We start from the raw sequence: 22994 nt of genomic DNA, 5'->3' as shown, positions 1-22994 counted from the left end.
GACCAAGGGGAGCGCTACTGACGAATGGTTCTGTCAACCCTGACATCGTGGCGAGGGCTTGTTGTGGCGCGGGAGCAAGCTCCCTCGCCACAGGGTACTCAACCGACTTGCATCACTCACAGATGCACTTCCACCGCCAACGGCAAATGGTCCGACAGGTGGGTCCAGGGCCGGTTGCCGAGAATGGTCGGGTGGTGGCTGCTGGCATTGCGCAGGTAGATGCGGTCCAGGCGCAACAGCGGGAAGCGCGCCGGGTAGGTCTTGGCGGGGCGACCATAATGGCGCTCGAAGGCTTCGTGCAGGTAATCGCGCCGGGCCAGGGCGGCATTGCCTTGCAGCTGCCAGTCGTTGAAGTCGCCGGCGATGATCACCGGCGCATCGTCGGGCAGGGACTCCAGCAGTTGGCAGAGCAACTGCAGCTGCAACTGGCGATGGCTTTCGAGCAGGCTCAGGTGCACGCAGATCGCATGGACTTCGGCGTGGCCCGGCACATCCAATACACAGTGCAATAAGCCTCGGCGTTCGGGGCCGGTGATCGAGACGTCGAGGTTGCGGAATTCGCGAATCGGGTACTTCGACAGCAGCGCGTTGCCGTGATGGCCGTCGGGGTAGACCGCGTTGCGCCCATAGGCGAAATCACTCCACATGCTGTCGGCAAGGAACTCGTATTGCGACATCTGCGGCCACTCGTGGTAACGGGAAGAGTGACGCTCGTGTTCGCCAATCACCTCCTGCAGGAACACCAGGTCCGCCGAGGTACTGCGCACCGCTTCGCGCAATTCCGGGAGGATGAAACGGCGGTTGAGCGCGGTGAAGCCTTTGTGGGTATTGACCGTCAGCACGCGCAGTCGATGGATGGCGGTGGGGGTGTTCAAGGGCGCCGATGTGCGCGTGCGGTGTTCTGAATCGCTGGTCACGTTGGCTCCTCTGAATCCAGGCTGCATAAGTATGCGACTGATGGAGGCGCGGGCAGTTCAGCGGGATTTTGTGTAGGAGCAAGGCTTGCCCGCGATAGCGTCCGTGAGATCGCTGTCGCGAGCAAGCTTTGCTCCTACGGGGCACGTTCAGACGAACACATTTCGTATGGCAGACGGATTTTGTGTAGGAGCAAGGCTTGCCCGCGAAGGCGTCCGTGAGATCGCCATCGCGAGCAAGCTTTGCTCCTACGGGGCGCGTTTAGACGAACACGATTTCGTACGGCAGGCGAATCCGCTCGAGCAGTGCCTTGGGCAGCAGCGGCGCGATACCGATGGCCGGTTCGCCGTCGAGCTGGCTGGCGTAGGCATGGGTGGCGTGGCTTTTGCGGGCGATGGTCCAGGTGTCGAGGCGCAACTTGCGGGCGCGGTGCCAGGGGATCTGCCCCTGGTCGCGCGTCGGCAAGTGCCAGGCCCAGACCGGCATTTCGTAGAACGCCACGCCGACGATCGCCGCAGCCCTGGCGGCGGCCCGGCCAACGGCGTCATGGTCATCGGTGCCGTCTTCACGCCAGGTGCTGAACAACACATCGCCGGGGCGCAGGTAGCGCGCAATGTAGTGACTCAACGGTTGCTCGTGCTCGGCCAGGGCGTTATCGGTAAAGCCGCCACGAATCCATTTCAGGCTGTGCATCGGCAAGCCGAGGCGGCGCAAGGCCTCGACACTTTCCTGGGGGCGGAACACGCTCAAGCGTTTTTCCGACCATTGCTGCGAGCCCGGATGGCTGGCGCTGCCGTCGGTGATCGAGATCAGTTGCAGGGGATGGCCGAGGGAGGACAGCAGTTGCAGCAAGCCGCCGCACATGACCACTTCATCGCCCGGATGGGGCGCGATCACCACGGCGCGTGCGCCTTCGGGGACCAGGGTTTGAGTATTGATGACCGGGATGTTGTCCAGTTGCTGGGCGTTGTTCCAGATCTGGGAAGGCAGGCTGCTTTCGCTGAGGTAAACCGATTTCATGGGCTACATCCTTGTTCTGTCTCGCCCTCAGTCGTGCAACGCTTGATCGTCAAGCCTGGCAGACCCGTGAAGGCTGGTTGATAGCAATGTGCCGTGCTCCGAACCCTGGATTGCGGCCAGCAGAGTATTGCTCATACAACCCTGTTCGTCGCCTCGCGGTTACATCTGATCCGGTTTTTTTATTCAATCTGTACCATGTTTCGCAAAAAATCCCCGAAACCACCCCGTGCACGGCTGTCCAGCCGGGCGCTGGTCAGCACTTGCGGTTGATGGCTCCAGGCGATGTTCGCCCCGCTGAGTTCCAACTGGCGCACCAGTTGCACATCTTCATCGCAGGCCAAGGCTTCAAACCCGCCGGCGCGCTGATACGCCTCGGCGCTGATGCCCAGGTTAGCGCCGTGGATGTGCCGGTGACCGTCCCGGGCCTGGTAATGCTGGTGATAGCGAATCTGCGCCGACTCATCGAAATCAGCGGTCCACTGATCCACGGTGACCGTGCCGCATACCGCATCGGCGCCCAGGGCCAGTTGCGCCACCAGCCAGTCCTTGGCGACCAGGCTGTCGGCGTCGGAACAGGAAATCCAGCGCGCACCCTGTTCCAGCAGATAGCGTGCGCCGGCGGCGCGGGCCTGACCCACATTGCGCGCCTCGATCGCCAGGCTGTGCACCGGGTATTGCTCGACGATCCAGGCGGAGCGGTCGGTGCAACTGTCGAGCACCACCAGCACCATCACCGGTTCGCCCTCCAGTCGTTCATGGCAGCCGGCCCGCAGCGCAGCGCGGATACAGGGTTCGAGCAGGTCTTCTTCGTTGTGTGCCGGGATCAGGATTCCAATCATCGCAAGCCCTCCAGAGCCGCCACGGAGCGGGGTTCTCGGCTCCAGAGTTCCAACAGGAAATCCGCTTCCTGGTGCAGGACCAGGCGCGGCAGATGCAACTGTTCGTGGAGCAAGTCATGCACCTGACGGGCATTCAGCGGGCAGCCGTCGATGGGCGGGCGCCAGTGGCAGGCAAGCAATTGGCCGTCCGCCGTCAGCGACTGTTCGGCTTTGGCGATCAGGCGTTTCAGGTCGTCGGCGTCCAGGTAATAGCCGATCTCGCTGATCACGATCAGATCGAATTTCTCCTCGGGCCACTCGGCGGGCAAACGGCTTTGGCGCACTTCGGCGTGGTCAAACAGGCTCAGGCGTGTGCGGGCCAGGGCGACGGCGGCGGCCGCGGTGTCGCAACACAGCAGGCGGTCGCAGCGGCTGGCCAGTTCGGCGCTGAGTTCGCCGTTGGCACAGCCGGGCTCGAAGATCGCGCGGTAATGGGGCCGGGGCAGGGCAGCGAGGGTGATCGCGCGTTTGCGTTGTTCGTACCAGCGCTGGCGAAACGCCCAAGGGTCATCGTTGCCGGAAAACAGTCCGTCGAAATAGCGATCCTCGACACTCATACAAACACCACTTCGAACGGTTGCAGTAAGCGGTCCAGCACGTAGGGCGGCAGCACCGGCGCCAGGCCGATGTGCGGGTCGCCTTCCAACTGGCTGGCGAAGGCCTGGACCGCGTGACGCTTGCGCGCGATCAGTGGCGGGTCGAGCAGAATCTTGCGCGCCCGGTGCCACGGCACGACACGGTCTTCCGGGGTTGCCCAATGCCAGGTCCAGACCGGCAGTTCGTGCAGCGTCGCGCGCACCCGTCTGACCGCCTCGGCACTGGCGCGGCCCACGGCTTCGTGGTCGCAATGGCCGTCCTCGCGCCAAGTGGTGAAGACCACGTCGTCGGGCTGCAAATGCCGTTCGATGAACGCAATCAGCTCGACTTCCCGCGCCGCGACCTGACTGTCGGCAAACCCGCCACGCAACCATTCCAGGTTGTGCACCGGCAGGCCGAGTCGGCGCAAGGCTTCGGCGGATTCCTGCGGCCGCACGGCGCTCAGGCGCTCCACGGGCCAACGCCGCGAGCCGGGATGACTGGCGCTGCCGTCGGTGACCGATATCAGTTGCAAGGCCCGGCCCGCGTCGGCGAGCAGTTGCAGGAAGCCGCCGCAACCGAGCACTTCGTCGTCCGGGTGCGGGGCGATGATCACGGCGCGGGAACCTTCGGGCACCAGGTCGAGGATGTCGATCACCGGCACTTGCGCCAGGTGTCGCGAGCTTTGCCACAGGTGCAGGGGCGTGCCTTGGCCGACGATGGGGTTGGCTTTCATAGCGCCCAACCTCCGCTGACGACCTGTTCGCCGAGGGCGGCGAGATCCCGTTCGGCGTGGCTCTGGCGCAGGAACACCGGCAGATCCGCCATCAATTGGGCGAACTGCCGATCCTTGCAAAAAGGCCCGGCGCCGAGGGCATGGCCGACGTGCCGAAGGACCTGCTCGACGCTGTGCTCGACCACCGCACGGGCGCGTCGAGCGAGCACTTCGGCGTTATCCAGGGGATTGGCATCGATGGTCAAAGCACTGACCCGCAACACTTGCGCCGCTGCGTGCAAGGCACTGTCGACCGCGCCGAGGTGTGCCAAAGCATGGGGTTCCGGGCGTTGTGCGCAGTGCCGGCGCAAACGCTCGGCGATACTCTGGGCCGCGCCGTACCAGCACGCGGCAATGCCGATCCCGCCTTGCCAGAACCCCGGCCGCTGCAAGTAGTCGCCGGGGTTGCCGATGGCTTGCGCCTCGGCCCCTTCAAACACCACCTCCACGCTGCCGGTGGCGCCCATGCCCACCGCTTGCCAGCCCTGCGTCGTGACGTTGACGCCGGGTTGATCCAGCGCCACCGCGACCAATTGCTGGCGGTCCTGGTTATCCCACGCCGTGAGCAAGGCATGGCTGAGCACCGCCGCGCCCGAACACCAGGCCTTGCGCCCGGTCAGTAAAACCATATGCCCCGAAGGGCTGAGCCGAACCTTGGCCTGGGGCGGTTCGGCCGCCCACATGCCCCAAGTGCTGGCCGGGGTCGGCGACCCCCCGAGTTGCTGGATGATCGCCAGCGCGTCGGTATGGCCTTCGTATAACTTACACAACCCCAGGTCATGCCCACCGACCTCGGCCAGACGCTGGAAACGCGCCAGGGTCTGGCCATCGCCGGGCAAGGGCAACTGATCAAGACCCGCCTCGACGATCGCCCGCAGGCACCGGCCTAGCGCCTGGGTATCGGCGTAGTCCGGCGCTTGCTGTTGAAGAAAGCCTTGAAGGTCCATTTCACTCATCTTCCTCATGCTGCAATTCAAACAGCAGCAGCGAACGGCCGGTGACCGAATATTCATGACCGAAATCGAAGCGTTCCTGACCGCGAATCGACGGTTGATTCGTATCGATCATGCAGGTCCAGTGACCGCCGTCCGGCACTTCGGGCAAGGTGAAGTTGACGATGTCGTGGTGGGCGTTGACCACCAACAGTAGCGTCGCGTCGCCACCCTTGCGGCGGATCCCGGTTTCCTGAGCGCGACCATCGAGCAGCATGCCCAGGCAACGACCGTGAGCTTCCTGCCATTGTTCGGTGCTCATCTCGCTGCCGTCCGGGGCCAGCCAGGTCACGTCCTTGACGCCGATGTCCTCGTTGTAATTACCCACCAGGAAACGACCACGGCGCAGGATCGGATAGGTCAGACGCAGCTTGATCAGGCGTTTGACGAACTTGAGCAGGGCCTTGCCGTCATCGCTCAGGTCCCAATTGACCCAGCCGATGTCGCTGTCCTGGCAATAAGCGTTGTTGTTGCCGTCCTGGGTGCGGGCGAATTCGTCGCCGGCCACCAGCATCGGCGTGCCTTGGGACAGCAGCAGCGTGGCAAAGAAGTTGCGCATCTGGCGCTGGCGCAGTTCGTTGATCTCGGGATCGTCGGTCGGGCCTTCGACGCCGTGGTTCCACGACAGATTGTTGTTGCTGCCGTCCTGATTGTTTTCGTCGTTGGCCTCGTTGTGCTTGTCGTTGTACGACACCAGGTCGTTGAGGGTGAAACCGTCGTGGGCGGTGATGAAGTTCACCGAGGCGTATGGCCGACGTCCGCGCTGGTTGAACATTTCGCCGGACGCGGTCATGCGGCTGGCGAAGTCCGCCAGTTGCCCGTCATCGCCTTTCCAGAACGCACGCACGGTGTCGCGGAATTTGTCGTTCCACTCGACCCAGCCCGGTGGGAAGCCACCGACCTGATAACCACCGGGGCCGCAGTCCCAGGGCTCGGCGATCATTTTCACCTGGCGCAGCACCGGGTCCTGGCGGCAGGCGACGAGGAAGCTGTGGCGCTCGTCGAAACCGTCGTGATAACGCCCGAGAATGGTCGCCAGGTCGAAGCGGAAACCGTCCACGTGCATTTCCGTGGCCCAGTAGCGCAACGAGTCGGTGACCATTTGCAGCACGCACGGGTGACTCAGATCCAGGGTGTTGCCGGTCCCGGAATCGTTGATGTAGAAGCGCTTGTCGTCGGGCATCAAGCGGTAGTACGAGGCGTTGTCGATGCCGCGCATCGACAGGGTCGGGCCTTGTTCGTTGCCCTCGGCGGTGTGGTTGTAGACCACGTCGAGGATCACTTCCAGATTGGCTTCGTGCAGGTGCGCGACCATCTCCTTGAACTCGGCGATCTTGCCGCTGGCCAGGTAGCGCGGGTCCGGGGCGAAGAAGGCGATGCTGTTGTAGCCCCAGTAATTGGTCATGCCTTTGTGCAAGAGATGCTGGTCGTTGACGAAGGCGTGGATCGGCAGCAATTCCACGGTCGACACGCCGAGCTTGCGGATGTGTTCGAGCACGTCATCGACCATCAACCCTGCGAAGGTGCCACGCACGTTCTCGGGGACGGAAGGGTGACGCATGCTGATGCCGCGCACGTGAGTCTCATAAATGATCGTTTTGTCCCACGGAATGCTGACCCGATGGTCGTGGCCCCAGGTGTGGGCCGGGTCGATGACTTTGCACTTGGGCACGAACGGCGCGCTGTCGCGTTCGTCGAAGCTGAGGTCGGCGTCTTTATGGCCGATGGTGTAGCCGAACAGCGCTTCCGACCATTTCAGCTCACCGACCAATTGCTTGGCGTAGGGGTCGATCAGCAATTTGTTGTGGTTGAAACGATGGCCGTTGGCCGGGTCGTACGGACCGTAGACACGGTAGCCGTAGATCAGCCCCGGATGGGCGTCAGGCAGGTAGCCGTGGTAGATCTCGTCGGTGTATTCCGGCAGCTCGATGCGCTCCAGTTCGACTTCGCCGGCATCGTCGAAGATGCACAGCTCGACCTTGGTGGCGTTGGCGGAAAACAGCGCAAAGTTGACCCCCAGGCCATCCCAGGTCGCGCCCAGCGGGAAGGGCAAACCTTCACGGATTCGCGAGGCCTCGGCATGAGGTTCTGGCGCGGCTTTCTTTGGATTGGTCATAGATGCTCCTGCAAATAGGGGTGACATAAACGGTGTAATGCCCGTCGGTCTTGATACGTAGGCGCTGCCGAAGGCTGCGATCTTTGATCTTGCTTTTCAAAGTCAAAAGATCGCAGCCTTCGGCAGCGCCTACGGGGAACGGTGGCGTTCCGGTTTTTTTGCGGGCGAACGCGCCCACAGTGGCGAGCGAACCCGCCACGGGATCAGTCAGTTCAAAAGCGTGAAACGTCAGACCGCAGGTGGTTTTTTCGCGGTACGTGGTTTCTTCTCGGCAGCTTTTTCCCCTGGCGGGGTTACTTTTGCCGCCGCAGCCGGTTTGGCTTTGGCCTTCGCTGCTGGCGCCTTGCTGTCGGGCTTGGCGTCGAGCTTGCCGTTAGCCTTGCTGGCAGCCGGGGTCTTGCCGGCGGCTGCTTTCGACGATTTCTTGGGTGCCAGGGCTTCCGCTTCAGCCAGTTTGCGCGCCATCTCCCAATGACGTTCTTCCTGGCCTTCTGGCTTGCCTTCGGACTCCCAGATTTGATAGGCAAATTCGCGAACGCGTTTATCTTCGGTACTCATCGCAATGCTCCTGAACTGAACTCAAGTGTCGATAGTTTGGATAAAGAGATTGACCGGGAAATCCCCCAGCGCGGCGCTGATATTCAGCTCCCTGTGGTTTGTGACTGCTACGGTGGAAAAAAGTCCCTTCAGGTTTTGGTCCGGGGCGGCGAACGGTAATTTGACCCGGGTATCGCCCCACTGCGGCGCGCCAACCTGAGGTTCGGCACTGTTTTCCAGCAGCCCGGCACAGCGGATCGGCACGATCACGATGGCCCAGGTGTGTGCGTGCTGGCGAGCAAACGCCAACACCCGATGCGCCTCGCTGCCGACCACTTCAAGGGCATGATAGGCCCCTTGACGGAACAGCTCGGCGTGCTCGGCCCGGCGCTGCAACGTCGTGGCGATCAGGCGCTGCTTGATGCGCCCGTCACGCCAGTTCGTCAGCAACGGCGGCAGTTCGAACGGTGCCTGCAACGCCTGTTCACGGGCCGGGTAATCCACGGGGCGGCGGTTGTCCGGATCGACCAGGGTAAAGTCCCAGAAGTCGTTGCCCTGATAGAGGTCCGGCACCCCCGGCACGGTCATGCGCAGCAAGGTTTGCGCCAAACCATTCAACGCACCGGGTGCGGCAATGGCCTGCGCCGCTTCAGCGAGGGCGGTGCGCAATGCCTGTCCTTCAGCGCTCAGCAACAGCCGGTTGAGAAAGGCTTCGGTGGCTTGCTCGTAAGCGTCGTTCGGCGCGCTCCAACTGCTTTGCAGCTTGGCTTCGCGCAGGGCTTTTTGCTGCCACTGCCACAGGCGTTTGGCGTAGTCCGCCAGGGCTGGTTGATCGTTGCTGCGCAGTTCCAGCGGCCAACTGCCGAGAATCGCCTGATACAGAATCAACTCGTCACCCGGCGACGGCGCGCTGTCATCGCTGCGCAGTGCTCGCGCCATTTCCCGCCAGTGCTCGACCTGTTCGGCGTACCACGTGCTGCGCTCACTCAACACCGCGAGCCGCGCCCGGGTGTCTTCCCCGCGTTTGTGGTCGTGGGTCGCGGTGGCCAGCAGATTGTTCGGGAAGGTGTCGAGGCGACTGCGGCACACCGCATGGAAGTCGCTGACCGGCGCACTGAACTGCTCGGTGCTGAAGCCCACGTCATTGCGCGACAGCAACACCGCCGAGCGATAGAACGCGGTGTCTTCCACAGCCTTGGCCGCCGCCGGCGACGTCAGCTGCTGAAAGCGTACGCAGGCATGCTTGAGGATCTTGCGCTGGCGGCCCATCGGGCGCTTGCGCCAAGGCTCGCCGCCAAGCCAGCCGGCCAGGCAATCGAGCACCGGCCAGTCGGCCTCGCTCAGCGTCAGCCGCGCACCGTCCATGGCTTGCTGGAAAAACACATCGTCCTCGGCCGAGCGGCCACGGGGGCTGATGTAGGTGCGGTACACCGGGAAATGCACGATCAATTCCTGCAAGGCCCGGCGGATCGCGCCGAGGGTCAGGTCGCGGGTCATCACGTCATCCCGGGCCACTTGCAACAGCGCTTGGGCGACGCTTTCGAAATCCCCGGCTAGCGAGCCATTGAGGATCTGCTGGCGTGCCAGTCGTGCTTCCTGGATGAATTCGGCGGGGCGCTCGCTGTGACGGTTCCACAACTCGCCCAGGGTTTCAGCGCCGGCCGGGTCGTGTTGCAGCAGCGACAACTGGTTCATGAATTCGTAACCGGTGGTGCCGTCCACCGACCAGTCGCGGTGCAGGGTTTCGCCTTCGCCGAGGATCTTTTCGACGTAGATCGGCAAGTGCCGCTCTGGCGACAGGCTATCGACCCGGCGGCGCAGTTTGCGGCAATAACCCCGTGGGTCGGCGAGGCCGTCGATGTGGTCAATGCGCAAGCCGTCCACCAGGCCTTCGGTGATCAGCTCGAAGATTTTTGCGTGGGTGGCTTCGAACACGGCCGGGCGCTCAACGCGCAAACCGCCGAGTTCGTTGACATCGAAAAAGCGCCGCCAGTTGATGTCATCCGCCGCCGTGCGCCAACTGGCCAGCCGATAACTCTGGCGCTCCAGCAGGTTGTGCAGGTTGTGGAAGCCTTCTGGTGTCAGCGAGTCATAGGTGCTGATCTGCTGTTGGAGGGCGTGCAGGATTGCCGGGTCGCCCGCCAACTCGCGCAGTTCCTCTTGCAGGGGAATCGCCAGGCTGTGGGCGTCGGTCTGAAAGCTCAGCGCCGCAAAACGGTCGCTGAGGAATTTCAGTTGTTCGGTCTGTTCGGCGTTCAGTTGCTCGTTGGGCTTGAGCAGCTCGCCGTACCAGGTCGGGCAGATTGGAAAGTGATGGTCGTAGTGCTCGACGAAAAACTCGCCGCGCCCGGCATCGAAGCGCAGGGGCAGGGTGCCGTCCTGCAACGCCACGCCGTAGTCGCTGCCCAAGAACGGCAGCAACAATTGGCCTTCCATCAATGGGTCCGGCGAATGCCACTGGATGTCGAAAAACTCACCGTAGGGACTCAGGCGTCCCCATTCCAGCAAGTCCAGCCACCACGGGTTGTCGCCGCCGCCGACGGCCATGTGATTGGAGACGATGTCGAGGATCAGCCCCATTTTCTGCTCGCGCAGGGCCGCGACCAAACGGCGCAACGCCGCTTCACCGCCGAGTTCCGGGTTAACCGTGGTCGGGTCCACCACGTCGTAGCCATGCATCGATCCGGCGCGGGCGCTGAGCAGCGGCGAGGCGTAGACATGGCTGATGCCCAGGCGGGCGAAGTACGGCACCAGCGGCACCGCATCGTCCAGGGTGAACCCTTTATGAAATTGCAGGCGCAGGGTCGCGCGCAGCGGCTGAATGAGGGCTTGATTCATTGGTCACGCTCGGCCGCCTGAAGTCGCGCGCAGGCGAGCAGTTCCAGGCGCCGGGCGGCGTCCGGGTCATCGAGCAAGGCTTCACTGCCGCCGCGCAGGCGTCGCGACCAGTTCGGGTGCGAATCGGTGGTGCCCGGCAGGTTGGCTTGCTGTTCGATGCCCAGGGCATCTTCCAGCGGCAGCAGCACCAGCGGCGCACGGGTGTGGCCGAGGAACCGGATGGCAGCGTCGAGCACCTGATCGGATTCGTGGGACTCTTCGCGAAAGTTCTGCGGGTCTTCACTCAAGACCCGGCGCAAGCCTTCGCGCTCGCGTTCGCGGTGATGGCGCCACTCGATCTCACCTGGGGCATCCACCAGGCCGAGACGCGCATTCCAGTCGATGTCATGGCCGTGCCACCAGCCGTTGAGTGTCGGCAAGTCATGGGTGCTGGTGGTCGCCAGGGCGTTGTCCGGCCAGTCGAGGATCGACTTGAAGTGGGTGTTGTCCTGTTCAAACAACAGCACGCGCATGCCGAGGATCGAGCGGGCGATGAGTTTTTCCCGCAGGCCGTCGGCCACCGTGCCCAGGTCTTCGCCGAGCACGATTGCCTGATGTCGATGGGATTCGAGGGTCAGCAGACGCAGCAGGTCGTCCACCGGGTAATACAGGTAGGCGCCATCGGCCGGCGGTGCGTCGTTGGGGATCACCCACAAACGTTGCAGGCCCATCACATGGTCGATGCGCAGGCCACCGGCGTGGGCGAAGTTGGCCCGAAGCATTTCGATGAACGCGCGAAAGCCGTTACGCACCAGGCCTTCCGGGGAAAACGCGGAAATGCCCCAGCCTTGGCCGGTACGGTTGAGGATGTCCGGCGGTGCGCCGACGGTCAGCGAGGCGAGCAATTCGTCCTGACGACTCCAGGCCTGGCTGCCACCGCCATCGGCGCCGACTGCGAGGTCCGCCACCAGGCCAATGCCCATGCCGGCGCTGACTGCAGCGGTTTGCGCACGGGCCAGGCAGCGGTCGATCAACCATTGGCAGAAGGCGAAGAAGCCGATACGGCCGGCGTTTTCTTCGGCAAAGTCGGCCAGCGCGGTGCTGCGCGGGTCCTGCCATTCCTGCGGCCAGTGCCGCCAGTCCAGGTCTTCACCGCGAGCGGCGCGGGCTTCCTGGATCGCTTCGAAACGGCAGTGGTTTTCCAGGGCTTCGCCGCCGGCGTGGCGGAAGCTGCTGAAGTCTTCGTGCAAAGGGTGTTCGCCCTGGACGAAGCCTTCGTAGAGCGCCTGCAACAACCGGTGTTTGGCTTCAGCGGCCACCGGCCAGTTGATCAGCGGCAGGGCTTCGAGTGCTTGCAGTTGCTCGGCCAGCCCGGTGGCGTCAATCGCGTCACGCAGGGCGCGTTCGCCGAGGATCGCCCCCGGCGCGGCATAAAGGCTGTTGAGGAACAAACGGCTGGACGGTGAATACGGGCTATAGCGGTGGGTGTCGCTGCTGAACATCGCGTGCATCGGGCTGATCGCCAACGCTTCGGCACCGCGTTCGCCGGCCACTCGGGCCAGCTCTTCCAACGCCTGGGTATCGCCAAAGCCGCCATCGCCGGGACGACGCAGGGAATAGAGCTGCACGCTCAGGCCCCAGGTGCGCGGGATCGGACTGTCGACCGCGTCACCGACGCTGTAGCAGCGTTCCGGGGCCACGGCCAACGTGAAGGATTGGCCGTCGATGCTGACGTGCTGATAGCCGACCGGGATCAAGCCGGGCAGGACTGCTTCGGCATCGAGTTTGAGGTGCAGGCGCGAACCGTCTTCCAGGTGCACTTCGCACGGTGTTTCGGGCTCGAAATAGCGCGCCAGATCCAGGCCTTTGCCGAAATCCGCGGTGATCAGCGGCGGCAAGTGCCGGGTTTGCTGGAGCTCTTGCAATTGCAGGAGGCTGGCGTCGATTTCCTGGGCCGTGCTGGCCGGGTGGCCGAGCCCGATCAGCACCGCGCGCAGCACGGCCGGGGTGACTTTCTGTGGACGGCCATTGGCGTCGATCCAATCGACCGCCAGGCCAGCTCGGCTGGCCAGTATTTCCAGTTGCGCATCGCTCATAGGCGCTCTCCATCAGGTAGCAAAGGGTTTGCAGCCGTGAGGCTGACGAGCACGCTAAATGGGGCGAGGCTGCTCTGATTCAGCAGGTCGGATGCGGGCGGGTGTTCGAACAACAGCAACGCATCGGCCTGTGGAGGGTGGACCACAGGCGTGTCGCTGAGGTTCAGGTCAATACGCAGCAGGTTGCCGTTGCCCAGGCGCCAGCGCGCGGACACGGCACCGGCGCCCAGCACCTCAGCGCCCAAGGCGCGGGCGCCGGGCAGGTGCGCAACGATGTGCTCATGGCGCAGTTTCAGCAGGTGCCGATACAACGCGTGAATCGCCTGTTGCTCCGGCTCATCCGCCGGGCGCGGCTGTGACGCCTCAAAGGTGTCGGGCGCGTTCGGGTCGGGGATCTTTTCCCGTTTGTGCGGATCCTTGAACGCGCTGAACGCCGCAAATTCATTACGCCGCCCCTCGCGCACCAGTTCCGCCAGTTCACCGTGATGGCTGGTGAAAAACAGGAAGGGTTGCGCGGCGGCGAACTCGTCGCCCATGAACATCAGCGGGATCATCGGGGACAGCAGCAGCAACGCGGTGGCGGCTTTCAACGCATCGGTCGGCGCCAGTTGATGCAGGCGTTCGCCAAAGGCGCGGTTGCCGATCTGATCGTGGTTCTGCAAAAACAGCACAAACGCGCTCGGCGGCAAGTGACCGCTGGGCTCGCCCCGCGCTTCACCGTGGCGATTGATGTGGCCCTGGAACACAAAGCCTTCGCTCAGGCAGCGCGCCAGTTGCTCGGTGGGGTTTTCGGCGTAGTCGGCGTAATAGGCGTCGGTTTCGCCGGTCAGCAGCACATGCAGGGCGTTGTGCCCGTCGTCGTTCCACTGCGCGTCGAAGCCTTGCTCCAGCAGGCTGGCCTGGTTGTGTTCGTTTTCCAGGTTTAGCCAGACGTGCCGACCCGGCTCGGTCTGGCGGCGTACCCGTTGCGCCAGTTCCTGGAGGAAGTCCGGGTCTTCGATGGCGTGCACCGCGTCCAGGCGCAAGCCGTCGAAGCGGTATTCCTGCAGCCACATCAGCGCGTTTTCGATAAAGAAGTCACGCACCTCGCGGCGGCGGAAGTCGATGGCCGCGCCCCACGGCGTGTGTTTGTCTTCGCGGAAGAAACCCTTGGCGTAGCGATGCAGGTAATTGCCGTCGGGGCCGAAGTGGTTGTAGACCACGTCGAGAATCACCGCCAGGCCATGGCCGTGGGCCGTGTCGATCAGGTGCTTGAGTTGTTCGGGGGAACCGTAGGAGGCCTGGGGCGCGTAGGGCAGGACCCCGTCGTAGCCCCAATTGCGCTCGCCGGGGAATTGCGCCAGTGGCATCAGTTCGATCGCGGTGACGCCCAGTTCGACCAGGCGCGGCAGGTGCTGCTCGACCGCGCTGAAGCCGCCGAGCGTGCCGACGTGCAATTCGTAGATCACCGCCTCATGCCACGGCCGACCTTGCCAGTCGTTGTGTTGCCAGTGGTAGGCGAGGGGGTCGACCACCACGCTGTGGCGGTCGAGGTCCCCGGCCTGGGCGCGGGAGGCCGGGTCGGGCACCTCCTGTTCGCCATCGATGTTGTAGCGGTATCGCGTGCCGGCCGGGCAGCGGGTCTGAATCACAAACCAGCCATCGGCCTGGGGTTGCAGCGGTATGGATTGTCCATCATCCAGTTCGACACTGACGTCGAACGCATCTGGCGCCCACAAGGCAAAACGCGTGTGTTCTGCGTCCAGCATGATTGCGCCGTGGGGCCAGGTCTCAAGGGTCCGTAACGGCATCTTTGAAAACCTCTTCTTATTTGTGGCCCGATTTACCCAAGGCTTTAGCCACCAGTTGTTCGTAGAGTTCGGCGTAGGGTTCGACCGCCTTGCACCAGTTGAACGGTGCGGCCATGGCACGGCAGCGCATGGCGTTGAGCAGATCGGGGAAAGCGAACACCTTGAACGCACGGCCCACGGCTTCGCGGTAACTTTCGACGGTGGATTCGTCGAACAGGAACCCGGTCACACCGTTTTCAATGGTGTCCGCCAGGCCGCCCGTGTTGCGTGCCACCGGCAATGAGCCGAAGCGCTGGGCGTACATCTGGCTCAGGCCGCAAGGTTCGTAACGCGACGGCATCAGCAGGAAATCGCTGCCGGCGAACATGCGGCGGGCGTCGGTTTCGTTGAAGCCGATGCGTACACCCACTTGACCGGGGAAGCGCAGCGCCAATTCGCGCATGGCTTGTTCTTCTTCCGGCTCGCCACGGCCGATGATTGCGATCTGCCCGCCGTTTTCGACGATGAATTCGGCTACGGCTTCCGTCAGGTCGAGGCCTTTCTGGTAGACCAGCCGCGACACCACGGCGAACAGCGGGCCTTCGGAATCTTCAAGACCGAACAACTCACGGACATGGGCGGCGTTGACGGCTTTGCCGTCCCAGTCGCCAATGGTGAACGGGCAGAACAGGTGCGGATCGGTGGCCGCGTCCCAGCTTTCATCAATGCCGTTGGGAATCCCGCTGAGCAAGCCTTGCTGGGTCTTGGCGGCGAGAAAACCGTCGAGGCCGCAGCCAAAGGCTGGCGTGGTGATTTCCTGGGCGTAGGTGGCGCTGACCGTGGTGATATGGCTCGAATAGGCCATGCCGGCCTTGAGGAACGACATCTTGCCGTAGAACTCCATGCCTTCTTGTTGCAACGCGTGCATCGGAATACCCAGTTCCGGGCAAGAGCCGAGGCTGGTCACGCCTTGGTAGGCGAGGTTGTGGATCGTGAAGAGCGTCGGGGTGCGTTGTCCACGCCAGTGCATGTAGGCAGGGGCCAGGCCGGCCGGCCAGTCATGGGCGTGCACCAGGTCCGGGCACCAGTGGATTTGCGCGAGGTTGGCGGCGATATCGGCAGCGGCCAGGCCCAGGCGGGCGAAACGAATGTGGTTGTCCGGCCAGTCGCGACCGTTATTGGCGCCGTAGGGCGAGCCTTCGCGCTCGTAGAGCTCGGGGCAGATCAACACGTAAATGACCAGGCCGTCGGGCATGTCCATGCGCCCGATCTTGCAGGGCGGCAATGCGGCATGACCGCCGAGTTCACCAATGATGTGGATCGGGTTTTCGCTGTGCAGCACTTGCGGGTAACCGGGGATCAGCACACGCACGTCGTGCAAATGAGCCATGGCCCGGGGCAGTGCCGCGGAGACGTCGCCCAGACCGCCGGTCTTCACCAGATCGGCGATTTCCGAGGTGACAAACAAAACCTTTTTCTTGTTCGGGTTCTGACTGGCCACCGGTGCAAGGGTCTTGGGAACGCTGATGACCTTGCTGCTGGGGGCATTCACGGCGCTCGATTCGCCGACCTGCTGATGAGCACGTTCTCCCTGAATATCTAAAGCCGCACTGATCATATGAATCTCCCGTGTTGTTGATCTAATTCTAGGCCTGGCACAAACGGTGTTCGTGGCCGAATCCTGTGGCCGGGCGCAAACGCGCTACGCATCGAGGAGCAAGGGCTGCCCAATACGCTAAAGCACAAAGGGTGGAGCGGCTCATACAAGGGTTACTGCAAGGATTGCACCAGTCGGAACGCACCTGTCTTAGAGAGGACTCTGCACGACAGGCAAAAGTTTCGACTATTTTCCCGCTTTGTGACCGACCGGTTTCAACCCGCGAAAATCAGTCTAGGCCAGAACTTAGAGCGGCACGGACCAAATGGCAAAATTGTTCGACAATCGGTTTAAAGAGGTACGGACGTGCAGATACGGAGGGTAAACGCACCGACGAAGGGCATGTTTTTTTGGAATGGCGGGCCAAAATGTCACGTGCAAGTCACATGGGTGTGCGAGGGGGAAAGAGGTTTTGCACCATTGCGGTGCGCAAGGTTTTTCAGAGGTGTGGTGAATGTGAGGGCCTCTTCGCGGGCAAGCCTCGCTCCTACAGAGGATCGCGTGAACCTGTAGGCGCGAGGCTTGCCCGCGAAGAACGATAACGGGGTTTTACGTCAACAACCGAACCGGCGCCCCTGCCGCCCAACCCTGAATGTCCTCAATCATCTGCGAAAAAAACTGCTGGTAATTCTGTCGGCTGACATACCCGACATGGGGCGTGGCCAGCACATTGGGTAGCGTTCTGAACGGATGCAATGCGGGCAACGGCTCCACATCGAACACATCCAGCGCCGCCCCCGCCAGCCGATTTTTCTGCAACGCCTTGATCAGCGCCGCTTCATCGACAATCGGCCCGCGCGCGGTGTTGACCAGCAGCGCGGTGGGTTTCATCCAGTCCAGCGCCTGAGCGTCGACGATCCCACGACTGCGGTCGCTGAGCACCAAATGCACCGATAGCACATCGGCCTGTTCGAACAACTCCTGCTTGCTCACATAGGTCACGCCAACCTCGGCAGCCCGTTCGGTCGTGAGGTTTTCGCTCCAGGCGATCACCCGCATGCCAAACACCTGGCCGAATTGCGCCACGCGCTGGCCGATGCTGCCCAGGCCGAGAATCGCCAGGGTCTTGCCATGCAGATCGCCGCCCAGGCCTTGTTGCCAAAGGCCGGCGCGCAGGGCGTTGGCTTCGGCGACGAGGTTGCGGGTGGCGGCCATGATCAGTGCCCAGGTCAGTTCCGGCGCCGCGTGTTTGTAGCTGTCGGTGCCGCTGACCTGAATTCCCAGCGCGGCGGCGGCTTTCAGGTCCAGGGCGGCGTTGCGCATGCCGCCGGTGACCAGCAACTTCAGTTTCGGCAAACGGCGCAGCAGGTCTTCGTCGAACCGCGTGCGCTCGCGCATCACGCAGATCACCTCGAACCCGCCCAGGCGTTCGGCCAAGGTGTCGTTGTCGGCTGGGTAGTCGTGGATAAAACTGACGTCGCCGATGCTGTCGAGCACTGACCAGTCCACCACGCCGCTGGCCACGTCCTGCCAGTCATCGATCACCGCAATCTGCACTGCCATCAGCCTTACCTCATCCGCGAACAGGGTTGTATTTGCTTAGCCAGCCCAGCAGGGCCTGGTGGAATTTCGCCGGTTCTTCCATCTGTGGTGCGTGGCCCAGGCCGGGGAATTCGATCAGCGTCGATTGGGGAATCAGCTGGGCCACCTGCTTGCCGAGCACTTCATAGTGACCAATTTTCGCCTTCACCGCCGGGGGCGCGATGTCTTTGCCGATGGCGGTGGTGTCGGAAGTGCCGATCAGCAACAGCGTCGGCACTTTCAAGTCCTTGAACTCGTAGTACACCGGTTGGGTGAAGATCATGTCGTAGATCAGCGCCGAGTTCCATGCCACCTGGGCCTTGCCCGGACCTTTGCTCAAGCCGGCGAGCATGTCGACCCAACGGTCGAACTCAGGCTTCCAGTGCCCGGCGTAATAGGTGCTGCGTTCGTACTCGCGGATGCTCTCGGCGGTGACTTTCAGCTCTCGCTCATTCCATTGATCGACGGTGCGATACGGCACGCCGAGGGCTTTCCAGTCTTCCAGGCCGATGGGGTTGACCAGCGCCAGTTGCTCGACCTGTTCCGGGTATTGCAGGGCATAACGGGTGGCGAGCATGCCGCCGGTGGAGTGCCCCAGCAACGTGGCTTTCTGAATGCCCAGCGCCTTGAGCAACTGCTGGGTGTTGGTCGCCAGTTGCTGGAACGTGTATTGGTAATTGTCCGGTTTGCTGGAAGTGCAGAAACCGATCTGGTCCGGGGCGATCACCCGGTAACCGGCCTCGCTCAGGGCCTTGATCGAACTGTCCCACGTGGCGCCGCAGAAATTCTTGCCGTGCAGCAGCACCACGCTGCGCCCGTTGGCCTTGCCATGGGCGGCGACGTCCATGTAACCCATCTGCAGGGATTTGCCCTGGGATTGAAAGGCAAAGTGCTTGACCGTGTAGGGGTAGTCGAAACCTTGCAGCTGCGGGCCATACGCCGGGCCTTCGGCATGGGCCAGGACGGGCAGTGCGGCGGTCAGCAGCAGGCTGGGCAGCCAGCGGGAAGGGGACATAGGTTTACTCCATGGGAAATTCACGGATGCTGGAAGCGCATGATTAGGGCGACATTAAACACAGGCAATCAGCGACCCCGATCGTTCAACTCATCCAGCCCAGGGTTGCCAGGGCCAGCACGGCGTAACGGGCGCCCTTGGCGAGGGTCACGATCAACAGGAACCGCCCCAGCGGCTCGCGCAGGACGCCCGCCACCAGCGTCAGCGGATCACCGATCACCGGCACCCAACTGAGCAACAACGACCAATGGCCGTAGCGCTGATAATGTTTTCGGGCTGTTTCAAGATGCCGCGGGCTGACGGGAAACCAGCGTCGCTCGCGAAAGCGCTCGATGCCACGGCCCAGCCACCAATTGACCAGCGAGCCAAGGACATTGCCCAGGGTCGCGACCGCCAGCAGCGACCACAGCCAATACTGGTCGCTGAGCAACAGCCCCACCAGCACCGCTTCGGACTGCAACGGCAACAGCGTCGCGGCACCGAACGCCGCCAGGAACAACCCGATATAAGCGCCGGACATCAATGGGCGGGATAGTCCGCCACCACCGTGTCCGTCCCGTCCTTTTTCAGGCCGATGACTTGATAGGCGTCGCTCATGCCGTCCATTTCCATGCCGGGCGAGCCCATCGGCATACCCGGCGCCGCCACCCCCAGCAGATCAGCACGCTTGCTCAGCGCCAGCACTTGCTCGGCCGGCACATGGCCTTCGACGAACTTGCCGTTGATCAATGCGGTATGACACGACGCCAGGCGGGGCGGCACGCCGTGCTGTTGCTTGAACGTGCTCATATCGGCTTCGACGTGATCCTCGACCTTGAAGCCGTTGGCTTCCAGGTGGCTGATCCATTTCTTGCAGCAGCCGCAATTCGCATCGCGGTGCACTTCGATGGGGACCAGGTCGGCGGCCTGGGCCAGGGAGGAGAGAAACAGGGCGCTCAGGGCGAGCAGACGCAGGTGGGTTCGCATGGGAAGGTCTCGACTCGGGTGGCGGTCAAAAAAAGAGGCATTTTGACGACTTTAGCCAGGAACGCGGGGGGAGAGTGTTTCGAAGTAATACGAAAACGACACCAATCCTGTAGGAGCGAAGCTTGCTCGCGAAAGCGGCGGGTCAGCCAACATCCCTGCTGAATGTGAAACCGCCTTCGCGGGCAAGCCTCGCTCCTACAGGGATCGGCGGTGAACACAGATGTTGTGTACGACGATCCCCCGTGTAGGAGCAAGGCTTGCCCGCGAAGAGGCCCTAACGGCTGGCCTCAAACCCGGCAATTACACCCGAGCCCGAATCCGCCGCCCCAACACATCCATCACATCACACCCATCCCTCAACAACAGCGCCGCCGCCAGCGCCAATTGCTGCACATCGGCGCCCTTGGCCTGACTGATATCGAGGCTGGCCAGGCTCTCCATCATCTGCGTCCCCGCCAGAAACCGCGCGGCGGCCTGGCAGTGCAAAACGTCCAGCGGCGCCTGCGTGGCCACCAGTAACACCGGGGTATCGGATTCATTGCTAGTCATCGGCATGTGCGGATTCATGCCTCACCTCCCGCTTGCGCGGCGTGCAAACCATCGATCGAGGCCTGTACCAGCGAACGGGCAGTATCGAGCAGGTGCTTGCTGGCCCAGCGCAGAGTCGCGATATGTTCCGGGCGGGTGGCGTTGGGGGCTTGATGGGCGAGGGCTTCGGCGCCGCTGAGGAAGATTGAGGCGTGTTCCAGGGCATCGAGCAGGGGGATGTCGGGTTGTACGGCGAAGAGGTGGTGGTCGGTGTGATCGCAGGGGGCGAACGGGGTGGATTTTGTGGTTGCGTGGGTCATTGTTGTAGCTCCTTAGTCATCAAGAGCTGCCACAAGATCGCCGTCAAACGAATGGGTGGCAACTGTGCGCAGGTTGACGGACCGGTCTAAGGTACCCGGCGCACTCGAAAGTGCCCCGCGCACAGTCACCATAAAGCTTTGTGTCGAGCACACGAGTGCACGAGCAAAGTTGGAGAACAATGCGCACCTTAAAACCGCCGAGCCGTCAAACCCGATCACGAATGAGTCGTGACGGGCGTGAGGATAGGGAGCGCGGGCAGGGCAGTCAACCGGCGCAAGGCTGGAAAAGGCGGCGTTACCTGTAGGCATATTCTGGCGTGACGTTGCCCCTGTAGGAGCAAAGCTTGCTCGCGATGGCGTCGTGTCAGCCAACATCATTGTTGGATGTACCGGCGCTTTCGCGAGCAAGCTTTGCTCCTACAGGGGTTGTGTTGACTAGCGGACTTTGAAGCGCCCCATGATCGAGCTGACGCGGCTATTGGCTTCCAGCAACTGCTGGGTGTTCAGCTCGCTGGCGTGACCGCTTTTCACCAGTTCATCCACCATGTGGCGGATTTGCACCATGCTGCGGTTGATCTCTTCGGTCACGGCGCTTTGCTGTTCGGCGGCGGTGGCGATCTGGGTGCTGAGGCTGTTGATGTGGCTGACGGAGCCGGCCATTTCACCCAGGCCGGAGTTGACCCGTGCCGTCGCATCGGCGGCGGACTGGCAACTGGCCTGGGTGTTTTCCATGGCCGCCACCGAGGAGCTCACGCCTTGGGTCAGGCGTTTGAGCATTTCGTTGATTTCCGAGGTGCTGGCCTGGGTCCGGGCGGCGAGGGCGCGGACTTCATCGGCCACCACCGCAAAGCCACGACCTTGTTCACCGGCACGTGCCGCTTCAATCGCCGCGTTGAGCGCCAGCAGGTTGGTTTGCCCGGCAATTGCGCCGATTACCCCGAGAATCTCGGTGATGCGTTGCGCGTCCTGCTGCATGTTTTCGACTTTATGGGTGGCGCTGGCCACTTCTTCAATCAACGCCACCACACTGCTGGAGGCTTCACCCACCACCACCCGCGAACGATCCGCGTGTTCGCTGGCGCGCTGGGTGAACGATGCGGTTTCGGCGGCGTTCTGCGCCACGCTGTCGGCGGTCGAACTCATTTCAGTGATGGCGGTGACGGTCTGATCGGTTTCCGAGGCGTGACGCACCAGGATCTGGCTGGTGTGCGCCGAGGTCCGTTGCAGGTTGTCCAGGCTCGAGGCCATGGCGCCGGTGGCCTGGGTCACTTCGCCGATCATGTTCTGCAAGTAGATGATGAAGGCGTTGACCGAGTGCCCGATGGCCCCCAATTCGTCTTCGGCGCGGATAGTGATGCGCTTGGTCAAGTCAGCATCGCCAGCCGACAGCGCGTCGATGTTGGCCTTGAGGATTTTCATGCGGTTGATCAACTGGCGGATCGCGTAGATCTGCAGCAGCACCAGCAGGATCACCATCGGAATCTGCAACAGGCTCAGGGTGTTCAGGACATCGTCACGCTGGGCGGTGATCAGCTTGGTCGGCAGGGCGGTGGCGAGGAACCACGGCGTGCCTTCGATCGGGCGCATGAAGAAGGTACTGGCTTCGCCGTTGTTGTCGAATTCGACGCGCTGGGCTTTGTCGCGGTTAGGCAGACCGGCCTTGACCTGGCTGGCGAACGGCGAGCCGCCGGCCAGCTCACTGATGTTCTTCAGCACGACCGGCCCGCTGATGCGCGAACTGTTGCTGATGATTTTGCCGTCGGCTTCGACGATCAGCATTTCGGCGCCGAGGTCTTTTTCCTTGCGCGCGATCAGGTCGTTGAAGAAGCCCAGGGTCACGTCGATGGTCGACACGCCGTAGGCCACACCGTTTTTCTGGATGGCCATGGCGCAGTTGGTGCGCGGCTCGGCACTGGCGTCATCTTTATAGGCAGCGGCCCAGGCGCACTGGCCGCGCGGGGTGGCCATGCCGCCCTTGTACCAGGTCTGGTCGTAATAGTTGGGCGCGGCGTCGCTGTTCCAGAAGGTGTTGACCGCCAGTTTGCCGGAGCTGTCGCGGTGCCAGAAGGTGCTGAACTTGTTGCGTCCCGCTTCACGCTGGCCGGGCAATGGCCAGATCCCGCCGCCAAACACCTTCAGCTCGCCGTACTGATCCACCAGGCCGGGCAGCACGGTATCGATGGCGGCGCTGTCGAGCAGGGGAATGGTCTGAGTGATGCTGCGTTGCTGGGATTGCACCTTGTTCAGTTCGCCCTGGATCTGCTCGGCGACTTCGGCAATGCGATTGAGGGCTACCTGTTCTTCGGTGTGGCGCAGCTTCGGCGCGACCAACTGGCTGATGCCCACGACCGTGAGCACGGAAAGCAGCAGGATGAACAGGACCAGAAACAGCGTGTAGCGAGCCTGAATGGTACGGAATGCGGGCATGGGACCGGTCCTTGTGCTGCGTTCTTATTGTTGGGGAGTTCGGGTTTGAAAAATAAGGCTATCCAGGAC

The 22994-nt window shown here is 62.7% G+C and carries 18 protein-coding genes and 2 pseudogenes; all 20 read right to left on the bottom strand.

The window, feature by feature from the left end:
* Positions 1-116: 116 nt before the first annotated feature.
* Positions 117-944 carry an endonuclease/exonuclease/phosphatase family protein gene (locus tag FQ192_RS28240; protein WP_372242367.1) on the bottom strand — a complete coding sequence of 276 codons (828 nt, stop codon included), beginning with the start codon at positions 942-944 and terminating at the stop codon, positions 117-119.
* Positions 945-1176: 232 nt separating this feature from the next.
* Entirely contained in the window at positions 1177-1935 is a 759-nt protein-coding gene (locus tag FQ192_RS28235; RefSeq protein WP_149661466.1) for a PIG-L deacetylase family protein, read from the bottom strand.
* 179 nt (positions 1936-2114) lie between these two features.
* Positions 2115-2774, bottom strand: coding sequence for a glycosyltransferase family 2 protein (locus FQ192_RS28230; RefSeq protein ID WP_149661465.1), 660 nt, complete (start codon positions 2772-2774; stop codon positions 2115-2117).
* Entirely contained in the window at positions 2771-3370 is a 600-nt protein-coding gene (locus tag FQ192_RS28225; RefSeq protein ID WP_149661464.1) for an SAM-dependent methyltransferase, read from the bottom strand. The genes FQ192_RS28230 and FQ192_RS28225 overlap by 4 nt, the downstream gene beginning before the upstream one ends.
* A complete protein-coding gene (locus FQ192_RS28220; RefSeq protein ID WP_149661463.1) occupies positions 3367-4125 on the bottom strand; it encodes a PIG-L deacetylase family protein in 759 nt (252 codons plus the stop codon). Before FQ192_RS28220 ends, FQ192_RS28225 begins: the two co-directional genes overlap by 4 nt.
* Positions 4122-5111: an acyl-CoA dehydrogenase family protein gene (locus tag FQ192_RS28215; protein ID WP_149661462.1), complete on the bottom strand. Its 990-nt coding sequence runs from the start codon at positions 5109-5111 to the stop codon at positions 4122-4124. The genes FQ192_RS28220 and FQ192_RS28215 overlap by 4 nt, the downstream gene beginning before the upstream one ends.
* Before the next feature lies 1 nt (position 5112).
* Positions 5113-7272 (bottom strand): glycogen debranching protein GlgX, encoded by a 2160-nt coding sequence (glgX, locus tag FQ192_RS28210; protein ID WP_149661461.1) that lies wholly within the window; start codon positions 7270-7272, stop codon positions 5113-5115.
* Between the two features lie 228 nt (positions 7273-7500).
* Complete coding sequence (locus tag FQ192_RS28205; RefSeq protein ID WP_149661460.1) at positions 7501-7830, bottom strand: DUF2934 domain-containing protein; 330 nt, start codon at positions 7828-7830, stop codon at positions 7501-7503.
* A 21-nt stretch (positions 7831-7851) separates the two neighbouring features.
* Positions 7852-10647, bottom strand: a complete 2796-nt coding sequence (locus tag FQ192_RS28200; RefSeq protein WP_149661459.1) for a malto-oligosyltrehalose synthase — start codon at positions 10645-10647, stop codon at positions 7852-7854.
* Entirely contained in the window at positions 10644-12722 is a 2079-nt protein-coding gene (malQ, locus tag FQ192_RS28195) for a 4-alpha-glucanotransferase (protein ID WP_149661458.1), read from the bottom strand. Before malQ ends, FQ192_RS28200 begins: the two co-directional genes overlap by 4 nt.
* Positions 12719-14512, bottom strand: a complete 1794-nt coding sequence (gene treZ / locus FQ192_RS28190) for a malto-oligosyltrehalose trehalohydrolase (protein WP_149661457.1) — start codon at positions 14510-14512, stop codon at positions 12719-12721. The genes malQ and treZ overlap by 4 nt, the downstream gene beginning before the upstream one ends.
* A gap of 16 nt (positions 14513-14528) precedes the next feature.
* Complete coding sequence (gene glgA / locus FQ192_RS28185; RefSeq protein ID WP_149661456.1) at positions 14529-16109, bottom strand: glycogen synthase GlgA; 1581 nt, start codon at positions 16107-16109, stop codon at positions 14529-14531.
* Positions 16110-16697: 588 nt separating this feature from the next.
* Positions 16698-17651: a D-2-hydroxyacid dehydrogenase family protein gene (locus FQ192_RS28180; RefSeq protein WP_149661455.1), complete on the bottom strand. Its 954-nt coding sequence runs from the start codon at positions 17649-17651 to the stop codon at positions 16698-16700.
* Positions 17652-17661: 10 nt separating this feature from the next.
* A complete protein-coding gene (locus FQ192_RS28175; protein WP_149661454.1) occupies positions 17662-18684 on the bottom strand; it encodes an alpha/beta fold hydrolase in 1023 nt (340 codons plus the stop codon).
* 85 nt (positions 18685-18769) lie between these two features.
* A complete protein-coding gene (locus tag FQ192_RS28170; RefSeq protein WP_149661453.1) occupies positions 18770-19204 on the bottom strand; it encodes a YqaA family protein in 435 nt (144 codons plus the stop codon).
* Positions 19204-19650: a DUF411 domain-containing protein gene (locus FQ192_RS28165; RefSeq protein ID WP_149661452.1), complete on the bottom strand. Its 447-nt coding sequence runs from the start codon at positions 19648-19650 to the stop codon at positions 19204-19206. The genes FQ192_RS28170 and FQ192_RS28165 overlap by 1 nt, the downstream gene beginning before the upstream one ends.
* A gap of 300 nt (positions 19651-19950) precedes the next feature.
* Positions 19951-20217 carry a short-chain dehydrogenase gene (locus FQ192_RS28160; RefSeq protein WP_149661451.1) on the bottom strand — a complete coding sequence of 89 codons (267 nt, stop codon included), beginning with the start codon at positions 20215-20217 and terminating at the stop codon, positions 19951-19953.
* The gene (locus tag FQ192_RS28155; protein WP_149658722.1) at positions 20214-20498 is read right to left on the bottom strand and encodes a DUF3077 domain-containing protein; all 285 of its coding nucleotides are present in this window, start codon (positions 20496-20498) and stop codon (positions 20214-20216) included. The genes FQ192_RS28160 and FQ192_RS28155 overlap by 4 nt, the downstream gene beginning before the upstream one ends.
* Positions 20499-20933: 435 nt before the next feature.
* A pseudogene (locus FQ192_RS35185) lies at positions 20934-21461 on the bottom strand (methyl-accepting chemotaxis protein); the annotation flags it as partial.
* 336 nt (positions 21462-21797) lie between these two features.
* Positions 21798-22925: pseudogene (locus FQ192_RS35180) on the bottom strand (cache domain-containing protein); the annotation flags it as partial.
* Positions 22926-22994: the final 69 nt, after the last annotated feature.

The sequence above is a fragment of the Pseudomonas sp. ANT_J12 genome, assembly GCF_008370045.1.
Classification (GTDB): Bacteria; Pseudomonadota; Gammaproteobacteria; order Pseudomonadales; family Pseudomonadaceae; genus Aquipseudomonas.
This window is presented reverse-complemented; position numbering and strand designations above follow the sequence as displayed.